This is a genomic window from Telluria sp. ZT3P39 (assembly GCF_059685935.1).
In genome coordinates this window covers 1-21,338 of the sequence record NZ_JCASIH010000012.1, presented here as the reverse complement: position 1 = coordinate 21,338, position 21,338 = coordinate 1, and the positions used below count along the sequence as shown (strand labels likewise).

Below are 21,338 nucleotides of genomic sequence, written 5' to 3'. Positions count from 1 at the left end.
CGCCGGCACGACGGTCTTGAGGCTGGTGATTCTGCGATTACTTCCGATCCGCGATCGGCACGAACTGCAGGTCTTCCGGACCGACGTAGTTCGCGCTCGGGCGGATGATCTTGTTGTCGATGCGCTGCTCGATCACGTGCGCGGCCCAGCCGGAAGTGCGCGAGATGACGAACAGCGGCGTGAACATGGCGGTCGGCACGCCCATCATGTGGTACGAGACGGCCGAGAACCAGTCCAGGTTCGGGAACATCTTTTTCACTTCCCACATGACCGATTCCAGGCGCTCGGCGATGTCGAACATCTTCATCGAACCACCCTCCGCCGACAGCGAACGCGCCACTTCCTTGATCACCACGTTGCGCGGGTCGCTGATGGTGTAGACCGGGTGGCCGAAGCCGATCACGACTTCCTTGTTGGCCACGCGGTTGCGGATATCGGCTTCGGCTTCGTCCGCGTTTTCGTAGCGCTTCTGGATGTCCAGCGCCACTTCGTTGGCGCCGCCGTGCTTCGGGCCGCGCAGCGCGCCGATCGCGCCGGTGATGGCCGAGTGCATGTCCGAGCCGGTGCCGGCGATGACGCGGGCGGTGAAGGTCGAGGCGTTGAATTCGTGCTCGGCATACAGGATGAGCGAGGTGTGCATGGCGCGCACCCACTCCTCTTTCGGTGCGTGGCCGTGCAGCAGGTGCAGGAAGTGGCCGCCGATCGAATCGTCGTCGGTCTCGACTTCGATGCGGCGGCCAGCGTGGCTGAAGTGGTACCAGTACAGCAGCATCGAGCCGAACGAGGCCATCAGGCGGTCGGCGATGTCGCGCGCGCCGGGGATGTTGTGGTCGTCCTTCTCGGGCAAGGTGCAGCCCAGGGTCGACACGCCGGTGCGCATCACGTCCATCGGGTGGGCGCCGGCCGGCAGCGCCTCGAGCGCGCTCTTGACCGCTTGCGGCAGGCCGCGCAGCGATTTCAGCCTGGCCTTGTAGCCTTTCAGTTCTGCCTGGGTAGGCAGCTTGCCGTGCACCAGCAGGTAGGCGATTTCCTCGAATTCGCAGCTGGTCGCGACGTCCAGGATGTCGTAGCCGCGGTAATGCAGGTCGTTGCCCGACTTGCCGACCGAGCACAGCGCGGTATTGCCGGCGGCGACGCCGGACAGGGCCACCGATTTCTTCGGCTTGAAGGTAGGGGTGTCGTTGTTCTGGGTGCTCATGCGGTCTCCTGGATCACTTGGTTTTTTTCTGGGCGAACAGCGCGTCGAGCTTCTGTTCATAGCTGTGGTAGTCGATGCGGTCGTACAGCTCGGCGCGGGTCTGCATCGTGTCCAGCACGTTCTGCTGGGTGCCGTCGCGGCGAATCGCGTTATACACGTTTTCGGCCGCCTTGTTCATGGCGCGGAAGGCCGACAGCGGGTATAGGGCCAGGGCGACGTGGGCGCTTTTCAGCTCCTCGACGGTGAACAGCGGAGTCGCGCCGAATTCGGTGATGTTGGCCAGCACCGGCACCTTCACGGCGTCGGCGAACTGCCGGTACATCTCGAGGCTGGTCATGGCTTCCGGGAAGATCATGTCGGCGCCGGCTTCGACGCAGGCCACGGCGCGTTCGATCGCGGCGTCCAGGCCTTCGACGGCCAGCGCATCGGTGCGCGCCATGATGACGAAGTCGGGATCGAGGCGGGCGTCGGCGGCCGCTTTCACGCGGTCCACCATTTCGTCCAGGCCGACGATTTCCTTGCCCGGACGGTGGCCGCAGCGCTTGGCGCCGACCTGGTCTTCGATATGGCAGGCGGCCGCGCCGGCCTTCGATAACGAGCGCACCGTGCGCGCGACGTTGAACGCAGAGGCGCCAAAACCGGTGTCGATGTCGACCAGCAGCGGCAGGTCGCACACATCGGTGATGCGGCGCACGTCGACCAGCACGTCGTCCAGGTTCGAGATGCCCAGGTCCGGCAGGCCCAGCGAGCCGGCCGCGACGCCGCCGCCGGACAGGTAGATCGCCTTGAAACCGGCGCGCTTGGCCAGCAGGGCGTGGTTGGCATTGATGGCGCCGACGACCTGCAGCGGGAATTCTTCCTGGACTGCCTTGCGGAATGCCGCACCGGCGGAATACTGGCTCATGCGAAACCTTTCAATTGATACGTTGAACGAATACCAGCCCACTAATGCAAGGGGCGTGCCAGCGTGTGCGGGCAGGCGATTGGACGGAAATTCAAGCACTTAAGCGCGTTCCTGCGGTTTTTCTCGCCTGTTGCGTTTCACCATGTTTCACACTGAAACAGCAAATGGAACATCATAGCAATAAAAAACCCCGCCGTAGCGGGGTTGGGCGGCTGTTTCCAGCCCGGGCTCAATGCCCGCTGGCGCCCGATGCGCCGATGCCGGTTTCCGACCGTACTTCCTGTGCCTCGAAGCCGGCCCTGTCGATGGCCGCGCGCGGGCTCTTGTCCATTACCGAGAACAGCCAGATGCCGAAGAAGCCGATCGGCATCGAGAAGATCGCCGGCGAGGTGTAGGGGAAGATCGCTTGCGCATTGCCCAGCACGTCGACCCAGACCGACTTCGATACCACCGTCAGGAGCACCGCCGTGCCCAGGCCGAGGAAGCCGCCGACCGTCGCGCCGCGCGTGGTGCAGTCTTTCCAGAGCACCGACATGAACAGCACCGGGAAATTGGCCGAGGCCGCGATGGCGAACGCCAGCGACACCATGAAGGCCACGTTCTGCTTTTCAAAGGCGATACCGAGCAGCACCGCAATGAAGCCGAGGCAAACGGTGGTGATCCTCGAGACCCGCAGCTCGCTGCTGCTGGTGGCCGTGCCCTTGGCGAACACGGTGGCGTACAGGTCGTGCGAGACGGCCGAGGCCCCGGACAGGGTCAGGCCGGCCACCACCGCGAGGATGGTCGCGAAGGCCACCGCCGAGATGAAGCCGAGGAAGATGTCGCCGCCCACGGCCTTGGCCAGGTGCACCGCCGCCATGTTGTTCCCGCCCAGCAGCTTGCCGGCGGCATCCTTGAAGTCGGGATTGGTCCCGACCAGCACGATCGCGCCGAAGCCGATGATGAAGGTGAGGATGTAGAAATAGCCGATCCAGGTGGTGGCCCAGAGCACCGACTTGCGCGCTTCCTTGGCGCTCGGGACGGTAAAGAAGCGCATCAGGATGTGCGGCAGGCCGGCGGTGCCGAACATCAAGGCCATGCCGAAGGAAATCGCCGAGATCGGGTCTTTGACGAAGTTACCCGGCCCCATGATGGAAAAGCCCTTGTCGTGCAGCTCGGTCGCGGTGGCGAACAATTTCTCCGGGCTGAAGTTGAACTGCGCCAGGACCGCGAAGGCCATGTACGAGGCGCCCGACAGCAGCAGCACGGCCTTGATGATCTGCACCCAGGTGGTGGCGGTCATGCCGCCGAACAGCACGTAGACCATCATCAGCACGCCGACGATCACCACCGCGATCCAGTAGTCCAGCCCGAACAGCAGCTTGATGAGCTGGCCTGCGCCGACCATCTGGGCGATGAGATAGAACAGCACCACGACCAGGGTGCCCGAGGCGGCGAACACGCGGATGGGTTTTTGGTGGAAGCGGTAGGCGGCGACGTCGGCAAAGGTGAAGCGCCCCAGGTTGCGCAGGCGTTCGGCCATTAAAAAGGTGATGACGGGCCAGCCGACCAGGAAGCCGATGGCGTAGATCAGCCCGTCGAATCCGTCGAGGAAGACGGCCGCCGAAATGCCGAGGAAGGAAGCGGCCGACATGAAGTCGCCCGCGATTGCCAGCCCGTTCTGGAAACCGGTGATGCCGCCGCCCGCGGTGTAGAAATCGGAGGCGGAACGGGTTTTCGACGCCGCCCACTTGGTGATGAAGAGCGTGAAGATGACGAAGGCCGCGAACATGGTGATCGCGGTCCAGTTGGTGGCCTGCCGGGTGGCCTGGCCCAGGTCGGGTGCGGCCATGGCGATGCCGGACAGCGCGAACAGGGCCGGCGTGGCCAGGAAACGGAGCGGGTGTTTCATGCTCCCACCTTCTTGCGGATGGCCTCGGTCAGCTCATCGTACAAGCCGTTGGCGCGGCGCACGTAGATGCCGGTGATCGCGATGGTGAACAGGATGACGAACAGGCCGAGCGGGATGCCCCAGGTCGTGACGCCCTGGCCGATGCGGGTGCCCAGGAACTCCTTGTTGAAGGCGACCAGCAGCGTGAAGCCGTAGTAGACGATCATCATCGCCCAGGTGAGGGTCCAGCCGAAGCGCGAACGCGTCCTGACCAGCTTGTGATAATCGGGATCAGCCTTGATCCGCCGTACGAGGTCTTGTTCCATGTTGTCTCCTGATGTTCTGGTGTTGCCTTGTCAAGGGCTTGCCCCACCCTACCCCCGCGCGCTTACCACTTGCTTACGCAGCCGCCGCCCTGCGCCGCAGTGCAACAATGTTTCAGGATGAAACGCCGCGCATGAAATCGACTACACTTGAAACATGCCTTATTCCTCCCGCAACCCGGCCACAAGCGCCGCTGACAGCGACAAACCGGTGATCTGGACCGTGTCGGTATCGCGCCTGTCCGACCTGTTCCGCGACATCACCCTCGAATACGATCACCTGGCTTTGATCGAACCACTGCACCTCGGGTTCGATGAAGCTGCACGACATCTGCGCGAGCGCATGGCCACCGAGCGTTGCGACGTCGTGATCGCGGCCGGATCGAACGCCGCCTACCTCAAGGGACGCGTCTCGGCGCCGGTGGTCGTGGCCAAGGCCAGCGGCTTCGACGTGATGCAGGCGCTCTCGCGCGCACGGCAAGTGTCCGGGCGCATCGGCGTGATCACCTACCAGGAACCCCTGCGCGAACTGGCCGAGTTCGCCACCACCTTCGGCATCGCCATCGCCCAGCGCACCTATGTCACCGAAGAAGACGCACGGGCCGGCATCCAGGCCCTGAAGGCGGCCGGCATCGAAGTCATCGTCGGCGCCGGCCTGATCACCGACCTGGCCGAGGAAGCGGGCTTGCACGCCGTCTTCCTGTATTCGGCCGCCTCGATCCGCCAGGCCTTCGACGACGCGCTGGAAATGGCGCGCCTGACCCAGCTCGAAGCCAGCCGCGGGCGCCGCACCCCGGCCCCCGAGACCCGGCGCGCGCGGCGCGGCCTGCACGACCTGCGCGGGGAATCCGCCGCCATGGAGCGGCTGCGCCAGACGGTGGTGCTGTATGCGCGCTCGCCCGCCACGGTGCTGATCCACGGCGAAACCGGCAGCGGCAAGGAACTGGTGGCGCAAGCCATCCACCGCGAGGGGCCGCGCCGTGGGGCCAACCGGCCCTTCGTGGCGGTGAACTGCGGGGCGATTGCCGAATCGCTGCTGGAATCCGAACTGTTCGGCCACGAAGAAGGCGCGTTCACGGGCGCCCGCCGCGGCGGCCACGCGGGCCTGTTCGAGGCGGCCAATACGGGCACCCTCTTCCTGGATGAAATCGGCGAGATGCCCCTCGGCCTGCAGACCCGGCTCTTGCGGGTGCTGGAAGAACGTGAAGTCATGCGCGTCGGCGGCACGCGCCCGGTGCCGATCGACGTGCGCGTGGTCAGCGCCACCCACTGCGACCTGGAAGCGCGCGTGCGCGAAGGGCGCTTCCGCGCCGACCTGTTCTACCGCCTGGCCGTGCTGCGCCTGGGGCTGCCGCCGCTGCGCGAGCGCCTCGCCGACATCGTGCCGCTGGCCGAATGGTCGCTCAAGCATGCGCTGGCGGCGCTGGACGCGCGGCCGCATCCGAATCTGCATGCCGAGATTGGCGCCTGTGCGCCGCTGCTGGAGGCCTATGCGTGGCCGGGCAATGTGCGCGAACTGCGCAACCTGATGGAGCGGCTGGCGCTGTTCCTGGCGGCCGAGCCGCTGCAGGCCCTGACGCCGAGTTTCCTGCTGACGATTGCTCCTGAACTAGGGATGCAGGCGGCGCTGCCCCTTTCGGCGCCAGGGACGGAAAGCATTGCTGCCGTGCTGGCACGCTATGGTGGCCAGCGCGATGCAGCGGCCAAGCACCTGGGCATCAGCCGCACGACCCTGTGGCGCCGCCTGAAGACCGACAACCCGTAGAGGTGGGCAAGTTCCTTGCCCACCTCTACGAGATCAACACCAGTTGAGCCAAACGCATTATCATGACTTTTTTACATGGCTTGGCGCCCATCACGCACCCCTAAGCGCCAGCTCTTCGCAAGCACTGCCCGGGCCCTGCCCGGCCTTCCGGAGGCAATATGCAACATGCGTCGCAAGCTGCACTGTTTTCGCTGATTGGCGACACCCCGCTGATCGAGGTGACCCGGATCGACACCGGTCCCTGCCAGCTGTTCCTGAAACTCGAATCGCAAAACCCCGGCGGCTCCATCAAGGACCGGATCGGGCGCGCCATGATCGAGCAGGCCGAGCACGATGGCCACCTGCAGCCGGGCGGCACCGTGGTCGAAGCCACGGCCGGCAATACCGGCCTGGGGCTGGCGCTGGTGGCGCGCATCAAGGGCTACCGGGTGGTGCTGGTGGTGCCGGACAAAATGGCGGCCGAAAAAATCCTGCACCTCAAGGCGCTGGGCGCCGAGATCCACCTGACGCGCTCCGACGTCGGCAAGGGTCATCCCGAGTATTACCAGGATTATGCGGCGCGGCTGGCCAGGGAAATTCCCGGCGCCTGGTTCGCCGACCAGTTCAACAACCCGGCCAACCCGCGCGCCCACGAAACCACCACCGGCCCGGAGATCTGGGACCAGGTCAACCACCGGCTCGACACCATCGTGGTCGGCGTCGGATCGTCCGGCACCCTGACCGGCCTGTCGCGCTATTTCCGCAAGACCCAGCCGAATCTCGAATTCGTGCTGGCCGATCCGAAGGGCTCGATCCTGGCCGATTACATCAACACGGGCGTGCTGCGCACCGACGCCGGTTCGTGGGCGGTGGAAGGCATCGGCGAAGATTTCATTCCGGGCATCGCCGACCTGTCGCGCGTGAAGAAGGCCTATACGATCACCGACGAAGAAAGCTTCACCACCGCGCGCCTGCTGCTGCAGCAGGAAGGCATCCTGGGCGGCTCGTCCACCGGCACCCTGCTGGCGGCGGCGCTGCGCTACTGCCGCGAGCAGACCCGTCCCAAGCGCGTGGTCACGTTTGTGTGCGACACCGGCACCCGCTACCTCACCAAGGTGTACAGCGACGGCTGGATGGTCGACCAGGGCCTGCTCACGCGCCCGAAACTGGGCGACCTGCGCGACCTGATCGGCCGCCGTTTCGATGACGGCGAAGTGGTGACCGTCTCGCCCACCGACACCCTGCTCACCGCCTTCAACCGCATGCGCAGCAGCGACCTGCAGCAGCTGCCGGTGATCGACCGCGACGGGCGCCTGGCCGGCCTGATCGACGAATCCGACCTGCTGCTGCACGTCACCTCGACCAACGAAGCCGGCCAGTTCAATGCGCCGGTTTCCACCACCATGACCTCGACGCTCCAGACCCTGCACCCATCGTCCAGCATGGGCCAGCTGCGCGAGATCCTCGACCGCGGGCTGACCGCCGTCATCGCCGACGGCGACCGCTTCTACGGCCTGATCACCCGCTTCGACCTGCTCAACCATCTCCGAAGGACGCTCTCGTGACCGATCAGAAAAAACACATCTCCACCCGCGTGATCCATGGCGGCCAGTCGCCCGAGCCAAGCACCGGCGCCGTCATGCCGCCGATCTTCGCCACCTCGACCTTCCGCCAGGAGAGCCCGGGCGTGCACAAGGGCCTGGACTACGGCCGCTCGCACAACCCGACCCGCTGGGCCCTGGAGCGCTGCGTGGCCGACATCGAAAGCGGCGGCGCGGCCTTTGCCTTCGCCTCGGGCCTGGCCGCGATCGCGGCGGTGCTCGAACTGCTGCCGGCCAATTCGCACATCGTGGCCGGCGACGACATGTACGGCGGCACCTTCCGCCTGTTCGAGCGCGTGCGCCGGAAAAGCGCGGGCCACAGCTTCGCCTATGCCGACCTGACCGATCCGGACGCGCTGGCCCGCACGATCACGCCCGAGACGAAGCTGGTGTGGGTCGAAACGCCGACCAACCCGATGCTCAAACTCGCCGACCTGGCCGCGATCGCGCAGCTGTGCCGCGCGCGCGGCATCATCACGGTCTGCGACAACACCTTCGCCAGCCCGATCGTCCAGCGCCCGCTGGAACTGGGCTTCGACATCGTCGTGCACTCGACCACCAAATACATGAACGGGCACTCCGACGTGATCGGCGGCGTGGCCGTGGTCGGCACGCAGCCGCACCACAAGGAACTGGGCGAGCAGCTCGGCTTCATCCAGAACGCCGTGGGCGCCATCCAGGGGCCTTTCGACAGCTTCCTGGTGCTGCGCGGGATCAAGACCCTGGCCCTGCGCGTGGAGCGCAGCAGCGCCAATGCGCTGGCGCTGGCGCAGTGGCTGCAGCAGCAGCCGAAGGTAGGCAAGGTGTTTTACCCGGGACTGGAATCGCACCCCCAGCACGCGCTGGCGCGGCGCCAGATGAATGGCTTCGGCGGCATCGTGTCGATCGACCTGGCCACCGACCTTGCCGGGGCGCGCCGATTCCTGGAAACCTGTGAAGTCTTCACGCTGGCCGAAAGCCTGGGCGGCGTCGAAAGCCTGATCGAGCACCCTGCGCTGATGACCCATGCCAGCATCCCGGCCGAGCAGCGTGCGGAGCTGGGCATCGGCGACGGCCTGATCCGGCTGTCGGTGGGCATCGAGCACCTGGCGGACCAGCAGGAAGATTTGCGGCGCGCGCTGGCTGCGATCTGAAGCGCGCGGTCGGCCAGGCCTATTCCGCATTCCGGGGAGCGCTGGTTGCCTCATCCAGATGCGGCAAGGGATGCGGGCAGCTCAGGTCCATGTCAGGATAATCCTGGGCCAGCGCCAGCGGCACCTGCAGGCAGACGCTCTGGGTCGGCAGCACTTCGGTCCAGTCCCGGATCAGGTCGCGGTAGGCCAGCCCGACCGGACGCAGCTTGCGCTCGAGGTCGGCCAGTCCCAGGGCGTTCACATGCCCATTGTTCTCGCGCAGGCCCGTGTCCCAGTCCACCTGGTCGGTCAGCGAATACCAGGTAAAGCCGACCAGGGGCACGCCGTTGTTGCGTACCCGGAGCACGTTGGCCCATTCCTTGCGCAGCCACTTCACCGCCTCGTCGCCGCAGGGTCCCTGGCACGAATTGGTTTCGGTGTGCATCACCGGCAGGCGGTAGCGGTTGTAGTACTGGTGCGTGATCACGGCATACCCGAAGATTTCCCCGGACGCCACCGTCGAGCCGTCGGCCGACACGTGATGCTCGTTGGTCTGGTAATAATCGTTGCCCATGATGCAGTGGTGCTTCAGGTTGTTGTTCAGGAAGAAGTGGTACTCCTCGCGCGTCATGCCGTTGTCGAGCAGGTATTCGTACATGGTGGAGTCCACCCGGCGGCCGTAGTTCAGGTCCAGCGACAGGAAGCGGCGCGCGTTGCGGGTCTCGGCCGGGCCGATCGCGGCGGGCGACATGGCATGGAAATACTCGGTCGATTCGCTCTGGACGAACAGCGCATCCGGGCGCACCTCCAGGATCGCGCGCATGGCCAGCAGGTTGGCCTTGACGACGTGCTTGAGCGCCGTCACGAAGGCCTGGTCGCTGCGCAGCTGCTCGTTCCACCAGCCGTACAGGGCCGAGAACAGCGCGCAGATCGACATCTCGTTGACCGGCGTGTACAGCTGGATCCAGGGAAAGCGCAGCGCAAAGGCGCGCGCATAGTCGGCGAACATGGCGGGAAAGTCCGGGTTCTGGAAACTGCCGAGGAAATCGGGCAGGCCGAAATGGCAGAGGTCGACGATCGGCACCAGGCCGCGCCGGCGCAGGTCGGGGAATACCTCGTCGGCGAACGACCAGTCGTGGCGGCCGGCGCCCAGCAGGGTCGTGTGCAGCGGCGGGCCGTAACGCAGGAAGCGGATGCCGATGTCCTGCACCAGGTCGAAATCGCGCCGCCAGTGGCGGTAGTGGCCGCACAAGGCCATCTCATCCATGCGGACCCTGCCGCCATCGATGGTGGGGATGCTGTTCTCGATGCCGGTTGCAAAGAGAAAACCGGGTTGATTCGTGACCATGTGCAGCCTCGCAGGGCTTGCCGGCGGCAGCGCCGGCCGAAGCGTAACGTGCATGGCCATTGTCGGCACGATTGTCCCGGTAGTCAACGGGTATGGGTGGTCTCGACCCGCTCGTCCTCATTTACAACAGGCAGCTTACTTGCATGCCTCTTGCATATGACCGCGCCCCTCCTCGAGTCCCAGCCCGTCGCCTGCGACGATCCCGGCGTCTTCCGCACGCTGCTCGAATCGACCCGGACCATCCCCTGGCGCATCGACTGGAGCACGTGGTGCGGCGCCCGGACGGCGGCGTGGATTCGCTGGTCGGCTTCATGTTCGACATCACCGCGCGCACGCAGGCCGAGGCCAAGATCCTGCAGCTGCAGCGTGAACCCGAAGTGCTGTCCTACCGCGACAGCCTGACCGGCGTGGCCAACCGCCGCAAGTTCGACACCCTGTGCGCGCCTCGGTGGCGAGGAATTCGTCCTGCTGCTGCCGGCCACCGATGCGGAAGCGGCGCGCAACGCTGCCGCAAGCTGCTCGCGAACGAAGCGCTCCCTCATGCCCGTTCCGGCGTGGGCCGCCTGGCGACCATCAGCATGGGCGTCGGCACCATCGTGCCGGGCGCGCAGGACGACCCGGAGGTCTTCCTGGACCGGGTCGACCGCCGCCTGTACCAGGCCAAGTCGGCGGGGCGCGAGCGGGTCTGCGACGTCGAGGCTTAAGCTTCCAGGGAGAGTGCAAGCGGCGCAGGCACGGCCGCGCGCAGCCTGAAGGTCCCGACCAGTTCCGACAGGTCGGCCGCCTGCCGCCGCATCGACTGCGCCGCCGCCGCGGCCTGCTCCACCATCGCGGCGTTCTGCCGGGTCGACTCGTCCATCTCCGCGATTGCCTGCCTCACCTGGGTCACGCCCCTGTCCTGGCCGGCGCCGGCGCTGTGGATGGTGTCGAGGATTCCGGCCACCTGGTGCACGTGCCCCAGCACCGCGCGCATGGTCTGGCCGGCCGCGCCGGCGATGCCGGTGCCGGCCTCGATCTCGCCGCGCGACGCGCCGATCAGCCCCTTGATTTCCTTCGCCGCCGTCGCCGAGTGCTGGGCCAGGCTGCGCACCTCGGCCGCCACCACCGCGAAACCGCGCCCTTCGGCGCCGGCGCGCGCCGCTTCCACGGCCGCGTTCAGGGCCAGGATATTGGTCTGGAAGGCGATGCTGTCGATCATGCCGGTGATGTCGACAATGCGCTCGGCCGAGGCCTTGATCGCCTCCATGCGCTCCACCACCTGTTCGACCGCCTGGGCGCCCTGGGCCGCCACCGTGGACGCCGACTTGGCCAGCGCATTGGCCTGCTGCGCGCTGGCGTTGTTCCGCGCGATCGCGCCGGTCAACTCGCTTATCGCGGCCACCGTTTCGCTCAGCGCGCTGGCCTGGCGTTCGGTCCGGCGCGACAGGTCCTGGTTGCCGGCGGCGATGTCGCCGGAAGCTGCATCGATCGCCTGCGCGCCCTGCAGCACCTGCGACACGGTGCTGGACACGCCGTGCGTCATGCCGTTGAGTGCATCGAACAGGCGGCCGATCTCGTCGCCGCGCGCATGCTCGATGAATGGTCGCAGGTCGCCGTGCGCCACCTGCTCGGCCAGCCCCACGGCCTGCTGCAGCGGGCCGACGATGTTGCGGGTCAGCGTCCAGGCCAGCAGTGCGCCGACCGCCAGCGCCCCGCCACCGAGCCCCAGCAGCAGCGCCTTGCCGAAGAGGGACGCGGCGCCCGACTCCTCGGCCAGGCGGTGCGCTTCCGCGCTCTCGAATGCAAGCAGCGCTTCCAGGGCGGCGGCATAGGCCTTGTCGGCCTGCTCCCAGCTGCCGCTGACGAGCTGCTCGACGACGCCGGTCTGGCCGAACTCCTTGGCCTGGAACAGCGCGGCCTGGACCTTCGCCAGCGCCGCCTTGTTGTTGGCTGCCGCGTCCATCAGGGCGCGTTCGCGTTCGCTGCGGGGCAGCTGCGCCAGTTTGGCTTCGATGGCGGCAGCCGCCTTGGCGCCTACCGCCAACTGGGCCTGGAAATAGTCCGCCAGCTCGAGGCTGTCGCTGCGTGCGATCGAGATCGTGCGCGAGCCGTTCAGTCGCTCGATGCCGAGCAGGTCGGAGGTGAGCTGCTGCTTGGCCAGCTTGTCGTAGACGAGGTCTGTGGTCAGCGCATCCAGCGCCTGCATGCGCCACAGCGCGACGGCGCAGGTGATCAGCAGGAGGAAGGAGACGATGCCGAAGGCGCCGAGGATCTTGGTGCCGGTCTGGAGCTTCGTAAGGTGCATGGCAAGTATCGGAGTGGATCGGATACTTGCAGTTTAGAAACTTAGTATGACCGGGTGATGAAATTGGATGACATCGGCGGCGGGCGAATGTCACGCACCGCCGAATGCCATACGGCCCGCTTACTGCGTGGAGCGCTTCAAGGCTGGAATCGCCGCCGGCTTCCACTGCTTGACCGGCTGCTCCAGCATCTTCTTCTGCAGCAGTTCGATCGCCACTTCCAGCTGGCGGTCGCGGCCCGCGAAGGTCTCGTGCGGCAGGTTGTCGACCTCGACGTCCGGGCTCACGCCCACGCCCTCGATCAGCCATTCGCCGTCCGCCCCGAACTGGCCGAATTCGGCCACGCGCGCCATGCCGTTATCCGACAGGCCGTTGCCGTCGCTGAGCCAGACGCCGGCGCCGGCGGTGCGCTTGCCCACCAGCGGGCCGAGCTTCAGGGCCTTGACGCCGGCGGCGAAGGTTTCGCCATCGGAATAGGTCAGCTCGTCCATCAGCACCACCAGGTGGCCGCGGAAGGTGTTCTGCATGTTCGACTGCGGCAGGTTGCCGTTCGCGCTCCAGAAGGCCCACGAGCGGCGCAGCAGCTTCTCGATGATCCAGCTGTCGATGTTGCCGCCGGTATTGCGGCGCACGTCGATCACCAGGCCTTCCTTGTTGATGTTGGCGTAGAAGTCGCGGGCAAAGGCGTTGATGTCGCGCGCCGACATCGCGCGCAGGTGCAGGTAGCCGATCTTGCCTTTCGACGCCGCGTCGGCCTGCTGCGCCCTGCCCTGTTCCCAGTCGGCGTAGCGCAGCGCGGCGTGGCGCGCCATCGACACCGGGGTGACGATGGTCGCGCGCGCCTTGGCGCCGGGTGTCTTCACCTGCAGCAGCACCTGCTTGTCGGCCTGGTCGAGCAGCAGGTCGGCGATGTCGCGGCTTTCCACCAGCGACTTGCCGTTGACCGCGAGGATGGTGTCGCCTTCCTTGATGCCGACGTCGGGCGCGGACAGCGGGCCACGCTCGCCCGGCAGTTCGGGTTCGCTGCGGTAGACGCGCTCGACCCGGAAGCCATCAAGCGTGCGCGCCAGCACGGCGCCCAGGCTGGAAGGCACGCCCTCGCCGACGGCGCGGCGCTGGTCGCCCGGACGGATCTGCGAGTGCAGCGCGCCGACCTCGCCCACCATCATGCCCAGCACGTCGTCCAGCTCGGCGCGGTCGGTCACGCGCTCGACCAGCGGCGCGTAGCGGGCGCGCGCGGCGTTCCAGTCGACGCCGCGCATGTTGGCGTCGTACAGGAAGTCGCGGTGCATGCGCCAGGCGTCGTTGAACATCTGCTTCCATTCCAGGCGCGGGTTGGTGCTCACCGCCCAGTCGTCGATCTTGACCTTGGCCTTGCTGAGATCGGCCGGGGCCTTGGCGCCGGCGGCGACGATCAGCATGTCGCCGGGACCGGCGGCCGAGAAGCTACGATAAAACACGTGCTTGCGGTCCGTGCTCAGGCCGAACTCGCGCACATTGGCCGCGAAGACTTCCGGCTGCGGGCTGCTGCGGGCGATCTCCAGCGTCTTGATGGCGCCGCTGCGGCCGTTGTCCGATTCGAGGATGTACAGGCGCTTGTCGTCGATGGCCAGCGCCCGGTAGTTGCCCGGGGCGATGGGCACTTCGTACAGGCGCTCGCGCAGGCCGGCATAGTCGACCGCCGGCACCGGCGCCCTGGCCTTGTCGGGCGCGGCGGCGGTGGCCGCGGTGGCGGCGGCAGTGGCGGCGGCCACCGCCGCGTTCTTGTCCGCTTCGTCCGTGCCCGGCGCCTTCACGGCCGCCTTGGCCGCCGCTTCCGGCGACGCCGCTTCCGGCTTGGTCAATTCGTCTTCGGGCTTGAACGGGAAGCGCACGCCCGGCTGCAGGGCCAGCGCGTAGACGCCGACGCGGCGGTCGAACACCGGTCCCATGTTGCGGTCGCCCCAGGGTCCTGCATTGCCGACGTTGAAATGGCGCGCCGACAGGAAGTACAGCCACTTGCCGTCCGAGGAAAACACTGGCGAATCGGCCGTGTAGCGGTCGGTCGTCACAAAAGCCATGGTCTTCGACGGCAGGTGGTACATGCCGATCTGCTCGCGCTGCTCGCTGCTGCCGACCCGCACGAAAGCCAGGTTGCGGCTGTCCGGCGACCATACCACCTGGTCAGGGCGATCGGCGCCGGCCTGCTTGGCGTCGTCGATGATGACATTGGTTTTCGCCGCCAAATCCAGCAGCCAGGTGCGTCCCTTCTTGTCGGTGTGGGCCAGCCATTTGCCGTCGGGCGAAGGATAGATGCCGGAGCGGTGGCTGGCACCGTCGATGGTCAGGCGCTCGCCCTTGCCCGAACCGTCGGCGGCATAGCGCCAGATCTCGTTCTCGCCGGTGCTGTCCACAAAAGCGTAGACCCATTTGTCGTCGTGGCTGAAGACCGCGCTGCGGGCACGCGCGCCTTCCGGCACGGCGATCTCGACGCGGCGGTGGCTGCCGGTGCCGGCGATGGTCACACGGCCGCGCGCGGTCAGCACGATGCGCTCCAGCTTGTTGGCCAGCTCGATGCCGGTGAGTGCGTCGAGCGGCGAGCGCACCCGGCGCGTGCGCTGCTGGTCGAAGTCCGAGACCAGGCTGGCCTGCAGTCGGGTATCGAGCCCGCTGGCGATGTCGAGCACGCGCAGGTCGGCGCCCAGCTGGTAGGCGATGCGCCCGTCCCCCAGCGAAGCGGTGCGCACATCCCATTCGCTGTGATTGGTGTGGGCGCGGCGATCGCACCCGTCGGGCAGCGCGGACCAGATGTTGTCGGCGCCGCCGCTGTCGCTGATGAAATAGATGCGGCCCTGCCACCACATGGCGCGGCGGTTGTTGCCGGTATCGCCCTTGAACAGCGGGACTGCTTCAAGCTTCGAGCCGAGGTCGAAGCGCCACAGCTGGGCATGCGCGCCGCCACGGTAGGCGCGCACGTTATCGTTGGTCATCGACAGGCCCATGCGCGTGAAGAAGACGATCTTCCCGTCGTCCGACAGTGCGGCGTCGTTGGCGTCGGCCAGCGGCAGCACGCGGCGCGCCAGCTTCACCGGGTCGAGCGCCGCGACCACGCGGTGCCTGGAGGGGCCGACCGAGTTTTCTGTGCTGACCAGTACTTCGCCCTGCGCGGTCCAGCCCAGCACCGTCACACCGCCATTCTCGAAGGTAATGCGCTTGGGCAGGCCGCCCTCGATCGGCATCACATAGGCTTCCTGCGCGCCCTCGTACGAGGCGGCAAAGGCGACGAACTTGCCGTCGTGCGAGATCGCGGCATGCGTCTCCGCCGACGGGTGGGTGGTCAGGCGCGTGGCCTTGCCGCCCGCTGTCGTGGTGCGCCACAAGTCGCCCTCGGCCGTGAACACGATGGTGTCGCCGCGTACGGCGGGAAAACGGAAATAAGGATCGGCGGCGGCGGCCTGGCTGCCGATGAGCGCGAGGGACAGGGCGAGGATGGTGCGGGACACGATCATGTTTTACTGTGGCGAGGGTTGCTGAAGAGGAAGAGTTTGCCACAGGAATACGGTCTGTACGACGTGCATACGTGCAAAAAGACGGGCGAAAAAAAACCGCGCCTTGATGGCGCGGTTTTCTGGCGCAGACCGATTTACTCGATCTCGACCGTCTCGGCAGGGGCCGGCGGCGGCAGTGCGTCGCCTTCGGGGAACTCGAGGACGACCTCGTCCTTCTCGTTCAGGTCGACCGTGATGCGCCCGCCGTTGACCAGGCGGCCGAACAGCAGCTCGTCGGCCAGCGCCTTGCGGATCATGTCCTGGATCAGGCGCGACATCGGGCGCGCGCCCATCAGCGGATCGAAGCCCTTCTTCGACAGGAACTTGCGCAGCTTCTCGGTGAAGACGGCTTCCACCTTCTTCTCGTGCAGCTGCTCTTCGAGCTGCATCAGGAACTTGTCCACGACGCGCAGGATGATGTCTTCGTCCAGCGCGCGGAAGCTGATGGTCGCGTCCAGGCGGTTGCGGAACTCCGGCGTGAACATGCGCTTGATGTCGGCCATCTCGTCGCCGGCCTGCTTGGAGTCGACGAAGCCCACCGAGCGCTTGGTCAGGCTTTCGGCGCCCGCATTCGTGGTCATGATGATGATCACGTTGCGGAAGTCGGCCTTGCGTCCGTTGTTGTCGGTCAGCGTGCCGTGATCCATCACCTGCAGCAGGATGTTGAAAATGTCCGGGTGGGCTTTTTCAATCTCGTCCAGCAGCAGCACCGCATGCGGCTTCTTGGTGATGGCTTCGGTCAGCAGACCGCCCTGGTCGAAGCCGACATAACCCGGCGGCGCACCGATCAGGCGCGATACCGCGTGGCGCTCCATGTACTCGGACATATCGAAGCGGATCAGCTCGATGCCGAGGATGAAGGCCAGCTGCTTGGCCACCTCGGTCTTGCCGACACCGGTCGGGCCCGAGAACAGGAAGGAGCCGATCGGCTTGTCCTGCTTGCCCAGGCCGGCGCGCGCCATCTTGATGGCCGATGCCAGCGCATCGATCGCAGGATCCTGGCCGAACACCACGTTGCGCAGGTCGCGGTCGATGGTCTGCAGCTTGCTGCGGTCGTCCTGGTTGACCGTTTGCGGCGGGATCCGCGCGATCTTCGCGATGATGTCCTCGATCTCGGTCTTGCCGATGGTTTTCTTCTGCTTCGACTTCGGCAGGATGCGCTGGGCTGCGCCCGCCTCGTCGATCACGTCGATGGCTTTATCGGGCAGGTGGCGGTCGTTGATGAAGCGCGCCGCCAGCTCGGCCGCGGTAGTGAGCGCCGACGCCGAATATTTGACGCCGTGGTGCTCTTCGAAGCGCGATTTCAGGCCGCGCAGGATCGCCACGGTCTGCTCGACCGACGGTTCGTTGACGTCCACTTTCTGGAAGCGGCGGGAGAGCGCATGGTCTTTCTCGAACACGCCGCGGAATTCCGTGAACGTGGTCGCGCCGATGCACTTGAGCTGGCCGTTGGCCAGGGCCGGCTTGAGCAGGTTCGAGGCGTCGAGCGTGCCGCCCGAAGCGGAACCCGCGCCGATGATCGTATGGATCTCGTCGATGAACAGCACGCCGTTCGGGGTGTCCTTGAGCTGCTTGAGCACGGCCTTCAGGCGCTGCTCGAAGTCGCCGCGGTACTTGGTGCCGGCCAGCAGCGCGCCCATGTCGAGCGAATACACGACGGCGTTCTGCAGGATTTCCGGGACGTCTTCCTGGACGATGCGCCATGCCAGGCCTTCGGCAATCGCCGTCTTGCCCACGCCAGCCTCGCCGACCAGCAGCGGGTTGTTCTTGCGGCGGCGGCACAGGATCTGGATCACGCGGTCGACTTCTTCCTCGCGCCCGATCAGCGGATCGATCTTGCCGTCGGCAGCCGACTTGTTCAGGTTCTGGGTGAACTGGTCGAGCGGGCTTTCCTTGGCCTGGCCTTCGACCTGCGCTTCTTCCACGCCCTCGGACGCCTTGGAGGTGTCGAGCTGCTGGTCCTTGCGCACGCCGTGCGAGATGAAGTTGACCACGTCGAGACGCGTCACGCCCTGCTGGTGCAGGTAGTAGACGGCGTGCGAGTCTTTCTCGCCGAAGATCGCCACCAGCACGTTGGCGCCGGTGACTTCCTTCTTGCCATTGGACGCCGACTGCACGTGCATGATCGCACGCTGGATCACGCGCTGGAAGCCGAGCGTCGGCTGGGTGTCGACCTCGCCGGTGCCCGGTACGGTCGGGGTGTTATCCCCGATAAAATTAGTCAGGGTCTTGCGCAGGTCTTCAATATTGACCGCGCACGCACGCAGGACTTCGGCGGCCGAAGGATTGTCGAGCAGCGCGAGCAGCAGGTGCTCCACGGTGATGAACTCGTGGCGTGCCTGGCGCGCCTCGACAAAGGCCATGTGTAGGGATACTTCAAGTTCCTGCGCAATCATACTTCCTCCATCACGCATTGCAGGGGATGCCCCGCCTTACGCGCATGCGTTAAGACAAACTCCACTTTGGTACACGCTATATCTTTGGAAAACACCCCACAGACCCCTCTCCCATGACGGTGCACGGAAAGCATGATCTGGGTGGCCGTTTCGCGGTCCTTGTTGAAATACTCCTGGATCACCGCTACCACGAATTCCATCGGCGTGTAGTCGTCGTTCAGCAATGCCACCTGGTACAAAGGTGGCGGTTTTACGGTCTGCCGCTCCAGCAGCTGTTCGGTGTCATGCTTCGTAGCCATGGGCGTATTCTAATGCTTTCGGTATCGGTGCCAAGCGTAAACATCAGCTCGTTCTCATGTGCTTTCCATCTTACTTGTTTTCTCTTGAATGCGCAGATGGCGATCCAATTGGCGAAATCAAGAGCAGCGTTAGCTCAGCTGTAGGAAATTTGGCAACAGCCGCTCAAAAGCGCTTGACTTGCGTGGTTATTCCACCAACAATGCAGTTATCAACATTGTACTTATAGTCTTGTTGATAAGAAGTGAGCAGGCTAGGAGGGGGCAAGAGGCTTCTTGCTTTTATGGCTCGTGTGATTTGTTTTTACTTGAAGGTTCTTTTATGGCAACTGGTACTGTTAAGTGGTTCAATGATTCCAAAGGCTTTGGCTTCATCACTCCTGATGACGGCGGCGAAGATCTGTTCGCGCACTTTTCCGCAATCAACATGAACGGTTTTAAGACCCTCAAAGAAGGTCAAAAAGTCCAATTCGAAGTCACGCAAGGCCCGAAAGGCAAGCAAGCTTCCAACATCCAGGGTAACTAATCGTTCCCCTCCCGGAAGTAAAAAACCCCGCAGCTGCGGGGTTTTTTTTCGCCCTTACATCTGCTCGATCATCACTTCGCCAAAGCCCGAGCACGAGACCTGGGTCGCGCCTTCCATCAGGCGTGCGAAGTCGTAGGTGACTTTCTTGGACGTGATCGCCTTCTCCATGGAGCTGATGATCAGGTCGGCCGCTTCAAGCCAGCCCATGTGGCGCAGCATCATCTCGGCCGAGAGAATCAGCGAACCCGGGTTCACGTAATCCTTGCCGGCATATTTCGGCGCGGTGCCGTGGGTGGCTTCGAACATCGCCACCGAATCGGACATGTTGGCGCCGGGCGCGATGCCGATGCCGCCCACCTGGGCCGCCAGCGCGTCCGAAATATAGTCGCCGTTCAGGTTCAGGGTGGCGATCACGCTGTACTCGGCCGGGCGCAGCAGGATCTGCTGCAGGAAGGCGTCGGCGATCGAATCCTTGACCGTGATCTCGCGTCCCGTCCGTGGGTTCTTGATCTTGCACCATGGGCCGCCATCGACCAGCTCGGCGCCGAATTCCTTTTGCGCCAGCGCGTAGGCCCAGTCGCGGAAGCCGCCTTCGGTGTACTTCATGATATTGCCCTTGTGGACAATCGTGACCGAAGGCTTGTCGTTGTCGAGCGCGTACTGGATCGCCTTGCGCACCAGGCGCTCGGTGCCTTCGCGCGAGACCGGCTTGACGCCCAGGCCCGAGGACTCCGGGAAGCGGATCTTCTTGACGCCCATCTCTTCGGTCAGGAACTTGATCACCTTTTTGACTTCCGGCGAGCCTTCGGCCCATTCGATGCCGGCGTAGATGTCTTCCGAGTTCTCGCGGAAGATGACCATGTCGGTTTTTTCCGGATTCTTCAGCGGCGAAGGCACGCCGGCGAAATAGCGTACCGGACGCAGGCAAACGTAGAGGTCGAGTTCCTGGCGCAGCGCGACGTTGAGCGAGCGGATGCCGCCGCCCACCGGCGTAGTAAGGGGGCCCTTGATCGAGACCACGTAGTCTTTCAGCACCTCGAGGGTTTCCGCGGGCAGCCACACGTCCGGGCCATACACGCCGGTCGATTTTTCGCCGGCATAGATTTCCATCCAGCTGATCTTGCGCGCGCCGGCATAGGCCTTGCTGACGGCCGCATCGACCACCTTGATCATGACCGGGGTGATGTCCACGCCGGTGCCGTCGCCCTCGATATAGGGAAGGACAGGATTATCCGGCACACTCAGCGAAAAATCGGCGTTGACGGTGATTTTCTGGCCGTCGGCCGGGACCTTGATATGTTGGTACATCGTCGTCTCCCAAGTGGTCGCGGGGGCAGGCCGAAGGCAGAGCCTCAGGCTCGGCCTGCCAGATGAACTAAAATGCGGAATTACCCTGCGCGGACTGATAAAACCTGCGGCTGCAAGTCTTGTATAAGACAGCCCCATTACGTCTTGCATTATGCACCAGTATTTTCCGAGGCGCCATGCCATGGCGCTTCCCTGCCCCATTCGACATCCATTCATACGCATTTGCATTTCATGGCACTGATACTCTTCAATAAACCCTTCCAGGTCCTGTGCCAGTTCTCGAGCCAGGACGGCCGCGAAACCCTCGCCAATTACGTCAGGATTCCGAACATCTATCCTGCCGGCCGGCTCGACGCCGACAGCGAAGGCCTGATGCTGCTGACCGACGACGGCAAGCTGCAGCACAAGATCGCCCATCCCGACCACAAGGAAGCCAAAACGTATTTGGTGCAGGTCGATGGCGTGCCGGATGCGGCTGCGCTGGCGCGCCTGCAGGCGCCGCTCGACCTGGGCGATTTCGTCACCAAGCCTTGCCGCGCCGTACGCATCGCCGAGCCCGAATGGCTGTGGCCGCGCAACCCGCCGATCCGCGCGCGCGCCGACAAGCCGACGAGCTGGCTCGCGATCACGCTGGAAGAAGGCAAGAACCGCCAGGTGCGCCGGATGACGGCGGCGGTCGGGCTGCCGACCTTGCGGCTGGTGCGCAGCAGCATCGGGCCGTTTTCGCTGGCCACGCATCCCCTGATGCCGGGAGAATTCATCGAAGTCCGGTATCCGTAGAGAGCCATCGGGATAGGGGCGGCCAGTTATCCAGCCGGTCCCCTCCCACACCACCCGGCATGCGGGTCCGCACCGGGCGGTTCGAGTAGTTGAGGTCAAGTGAGTCGAGGCATGCCAAGGCGG

The 21,338-nt window shown here is 65.2% G+C and carries 16 protein-coding genes; 6 read left to right on the top strand and 10 right to left on the bottom strand.

Annotated elements, in window-relative coordinates:
• Positions 1-37 precede the first annotated feature (37 nt).
• From prpC to AC56LR_RS13095, 4 genes are all read right to left on the bottom strand, one after another.
• On the bottom strand, positions 38-1,198 hold the full coding sequence (gene prpC / locus AC56LR_RS13110) for a bifunctional 2-methylcitrate synthase/citrate synthase (RefSeq protein WP_497130930.1): 1,161 nt from the start codon (positions 1,196-1,198) through the stop codon (positions 38-40).
• Positions 1,199-1,211: 13 nt separating this feature from the next.
• A complete protein-coding gene (gene prpB / locus AC56LR_RS13105; protein WP_497130929.1) occupies positions 1,212-2,102 on the bottom strand; it encodes a methylisocitrate lyase in 891 nt (296 codons plus the stop codon).
• 229 nt (positions 2,103-2,331) lie between these two features.
• On the bottom strand, positions 2,332-3,993 hold the full coding sequence (locus tag AC56LR_RS13100; RefSeq protein WP_497130927.1) for a cation acetate symporter: 1,662 nt from the start codon (positions 3,991-3,993) through the stop codon (positions 2,332-2,334).
• Positions 3,990-4,298 (bottom strand): DUF485 domain-containing protein, encoded by a 309-nt coding sequence (locus tag AC56LR_RS13095; RefSeq protein WP_497130926.1) that lies wholly within the window; start codon positions 4,296-4,298, stop codon positions 3,990-3,992. Before AC56LR_RS13095 ends, AC56LR_RS13100 begins: the two co-directional genes overlap by 4 nt.
• Positions 4,299-4,452: 154 nt before the next feature.
• On the opposite strand from AC56LR_RS13095, the gene prpR reads away from it, so the two are divergent.
• From prpR to AC56LR_RS13080, 3 genes are all read left to right on the top strand, one after another.
• Positions 4,453-6,060 carry a propionate catabolism operon regulatory protein PrpR gene (gene prpR, locus AC56LR_RS13090; protein ID WP_497130924.1) on the top strand — a complete coding sequence of 536 codons (1,608 nt, stop codon included), beginning with the start codon at positions 4,453-4,455 and terminating at the stop codon, positions 6,058-6,060.
• Positions 6,061-6,218: 158 nt separating this feature from the next.
• Positions 6,219-7,604 (top strand): pyridoxal-phosphate dependent enzyme, encoded by a 1,386-nt coding sequence (locus AC56LR_RS13085; RefSeq protein WP_497130922.1) that lies wholly within the window; start codon positions 6,219-6,221, stop codon positions 7,602-7,604.
• Positions 7,601-8,773 carry a trans-sulfuration enzyme family protein gene (locus AC56LR_RS13080; protein ID WP_497130920.1) on the top strand — a complete coding sequence of 391 codons (1,173 nt, stop codon included), beginning with the start codon at positions 7,601-7,603 and terminating at the stop codon, positions 8,771-8,773. Before AC56LR_RS13085 ends, AC56LR_RS13080 begins: the two co-directional genes overlap by 4 nt.
• Before the next feature lie 19 nt (positions 8,774-8,792).
• On the opposite strand, the gene AC56LR_RS13075 is transcribed toward AC56LR_RS13080, so the two are convergent.
• On the bottom strand, positions 8,793-10,100 hold the full coding sequence (locus AC56LR_RS13075) for a family 1 glycosylhydrolase (protein WP_497130918.1): 1,308 nt from the start codon (positions 10,098-10,100) through the stop codon (positions 8,793-8,795).
• A gap of 269 nt (positions 10,101-10,369) precedes the next feature.
• Here AC56LR_RS13075 and AC56LR_RS13070 point away from each other — a divergent pair, with 269 nt between their 5' ends.
• Complete coding sequence (locus tag AC56LR_RS13070) at positions 10,370-10,804, top strand: diguanylate cyclase domain-containing protein (protein WP_497130916.1); 435 nt, start codon at positions 10,370-10,372, stop codon at positions 10,802-10,804.
• On the opposite strand, the gene AC56LR_RS13065 is transcribed toward AC56LR_RS13070, so the two are convergent.
• The 4 genes from AC56LR_RS13065 to clpS form a co-directional block, all read right to left on the bottom strand.
• Positions 10,801-12,384, bottom strand: coding sequence for a methyl-accepting chemotaxis protein (locus AC56LR_RS13065; RefSeq protein ID WP_497130914.1), 1,584 nt, complete (start codon positions 12,382-12,384; stop codon positions 10,801-10,803). The two genes, AC56LR_RS13070 and AC56LR_RS13065, sit on opposite strands and share 4 nt — an antisense overlap.
• 120 nt (positions 12,385-12,504) lie before the next feature.
• The gene (locus tag AC56LR_RS13060; RefSeq protein ID WP_497130912.1) at positions 12,505-15,870 is read right to left on the bottom strand and encodes a S41 family peptidase; all 3,366 of its coding nucleotides are present in this window, start codon (positions 15,868-15,870) and stop codon (positions 12,505-12,507) included.
• Between the two features lie 134 nt (positions 15,871-16,004).
• The gene (gene clpA, locus AC56LR_RS13055; protein ID WP_497130911.1) at positions 16,005-18,305 is read right to left on the bottom strand and encodes an ATP-dependent Clp protease ATP-binding subunit ClpA; all 2,301 of its coding nucleotides are present in this window, start codon (positions 18,303-18,305) and stop codon (positions 16,005-16,007) included.
• Complete coding sequence (gene clpS / locus AC56LR_RS13050) at positions 18,302-18,604, bottom strand: ATP-dependent Clp protease adapter ClpS (protein ID WP_497130909.1); 303 nt, start codon at positions 18,602-18,604, stop codon at positions 18,302-18,304. Before clpS ends, clpA begins: the two co-directional genes overlap by 4 nt.
• Positions 18,605-18,923: 319 nt before the next feature.
• On the opposite strand from clpS, the gene AC56LR_RS13045 reads away from it, so the two are divergent.
• Entirely contained in the window at positions 18,924-19,127 is a 204-nt protein-coding gene (locus tag AC56LR_RS13045; RefSeq protein ID WP_171084635.1) for a cold-shock protein, read from the top strand.
• 54 nt (positions 19,128-19,181) lie between these two features.
• On the opposite strand, the gene icd is transcribed toward AC56LR_RS13045, so the two are convergent.
• The gene (gene icd / locus AC56LR_RS13040; RefSeq protein ID WP_497130907.1) at positions 19,182-20,435 is read right to left on the bottom strand and encodes an NADP-dependent isocitrate dehydrogenase; all 1,254 of its coding nucleotides are present in this window, start codon (positions 20,433-20,435) and stop codon (positions 19,182-19,184) included.
• A 231-nt stretch (positions 20,436-20,666) separates the two neighbouring features.
• Here icd and AC56LR_RS13035 point away from each other — a divergent pair, with 231 nt between their 5' ends.
• Complete coding sequence (locus AC56LR_RS13035; RefSeq protein ID WP_497130905.1) at positions 20,667-21,215, top strand: pseudouridine synthase; 549 nt, start codon at positions 20,667-20,669, stop codon at positions 21,213-21,215.
• Positions 21,216-21,338 lie beyond the last annotated feature (123 nt).

Bases quoted from the DNA above. Each gene is read 5' to 3' on its own strand.
- prpR (WP_497130924.1), top strand. From the start codon at position 4,453: ATGCCTTATTCCTCCCGCAACCCGGCCACAAGCGCCGCTGACAGCGAC.
- AC56LR_RS13085 (WP_497130922.1), top strand. From the start codon at position 6,219: ATGCAACATGCGTCGCAAGCTGCACTGTTTTCGCTGATTGGCGACACC.
- AC56LR_RS13100 (WP_497130927.1), bottom strand. From the start codon at position 3,993: ATGAAACACCCGCTCCGTTTCCTGGCCACGCCGGCCCTGTTCGCGCTG.
- AC56LR_RS13035 (WP_497130905.1), top strand. From the start codon at position 20,667: ATGGCACTGATACTCTTCAATAAACCCTTCCAGGTCCTGTGCCAGTTC.
- icd (WP_497130907.1), bottom strand. From the start codon at position 20,435: ATGTACCAACATATCAAGGTCCCGGCCGACGGCCAGAAAATCACCGTC.
- AC56LR_RS13065 (WP_497130914.1), bottom strand. From the start codon at position 12,384: ATGCACCTTACGAAGCTCCAGACCGGCACCAAGATCCTCGGCGCCTTC.
- AC56LR_RS13060 (WP_497130912.1), bottom strand. From the start codon at position 15,870: ATGATCGTGTCCCGCACCATCCTCGCCCTGTCCCTCGCGCTCATCGGC.
- clpA (WP_497130911.1), bottom strand. From the start codon at position 18,305: ATGATTGCGCAGGAACTTGAAGTATCCCTACACATGGCCTTTGTCGAG.
- AC56LR_RS13095 (WP_497130926.1), bottom strand. From the start codon at position 4,298: ATGGAACAAGACCTCGTACGGCGGATCAAGGCTGATCCCGATTATCAC.
- AC56LR_RS13075 (WP_497130918.1), bottom strand. From the start codon at position 10,100: ATGGTCACGAATCAACCCGGTTTTCTCTTTGCAACCGGCATCGAGAAC.
- clpS (WP_497130909.1), bottom strand. From the start codon at position 18,604: ATGGCTACGAAGCATGACACCGAACAGCTGCTGGAGCGGCAGACCGTA.
- AC56LR_RS13045 (WP_171084635.1), top strand. From the start codon at position 18,924: ATGGCAACTGGTACTGTTAAGTGGTTCAATGATTCCAAAGGCTTTGGC.
- prpB (WP_497130929.1), bottom strand. From the start codon at position 2,102: ATGAGCCAGTATTCCGCCGGTGCGGCATTCCGCAAGGCAGTCCAGGAA.
- prpC (WP_497130930.1), bottom strand. From the start codon at position 1,198: ATGAGCACCCAGAACAACGACACCCCTACCTTCAAGCCGAAGAAATCG.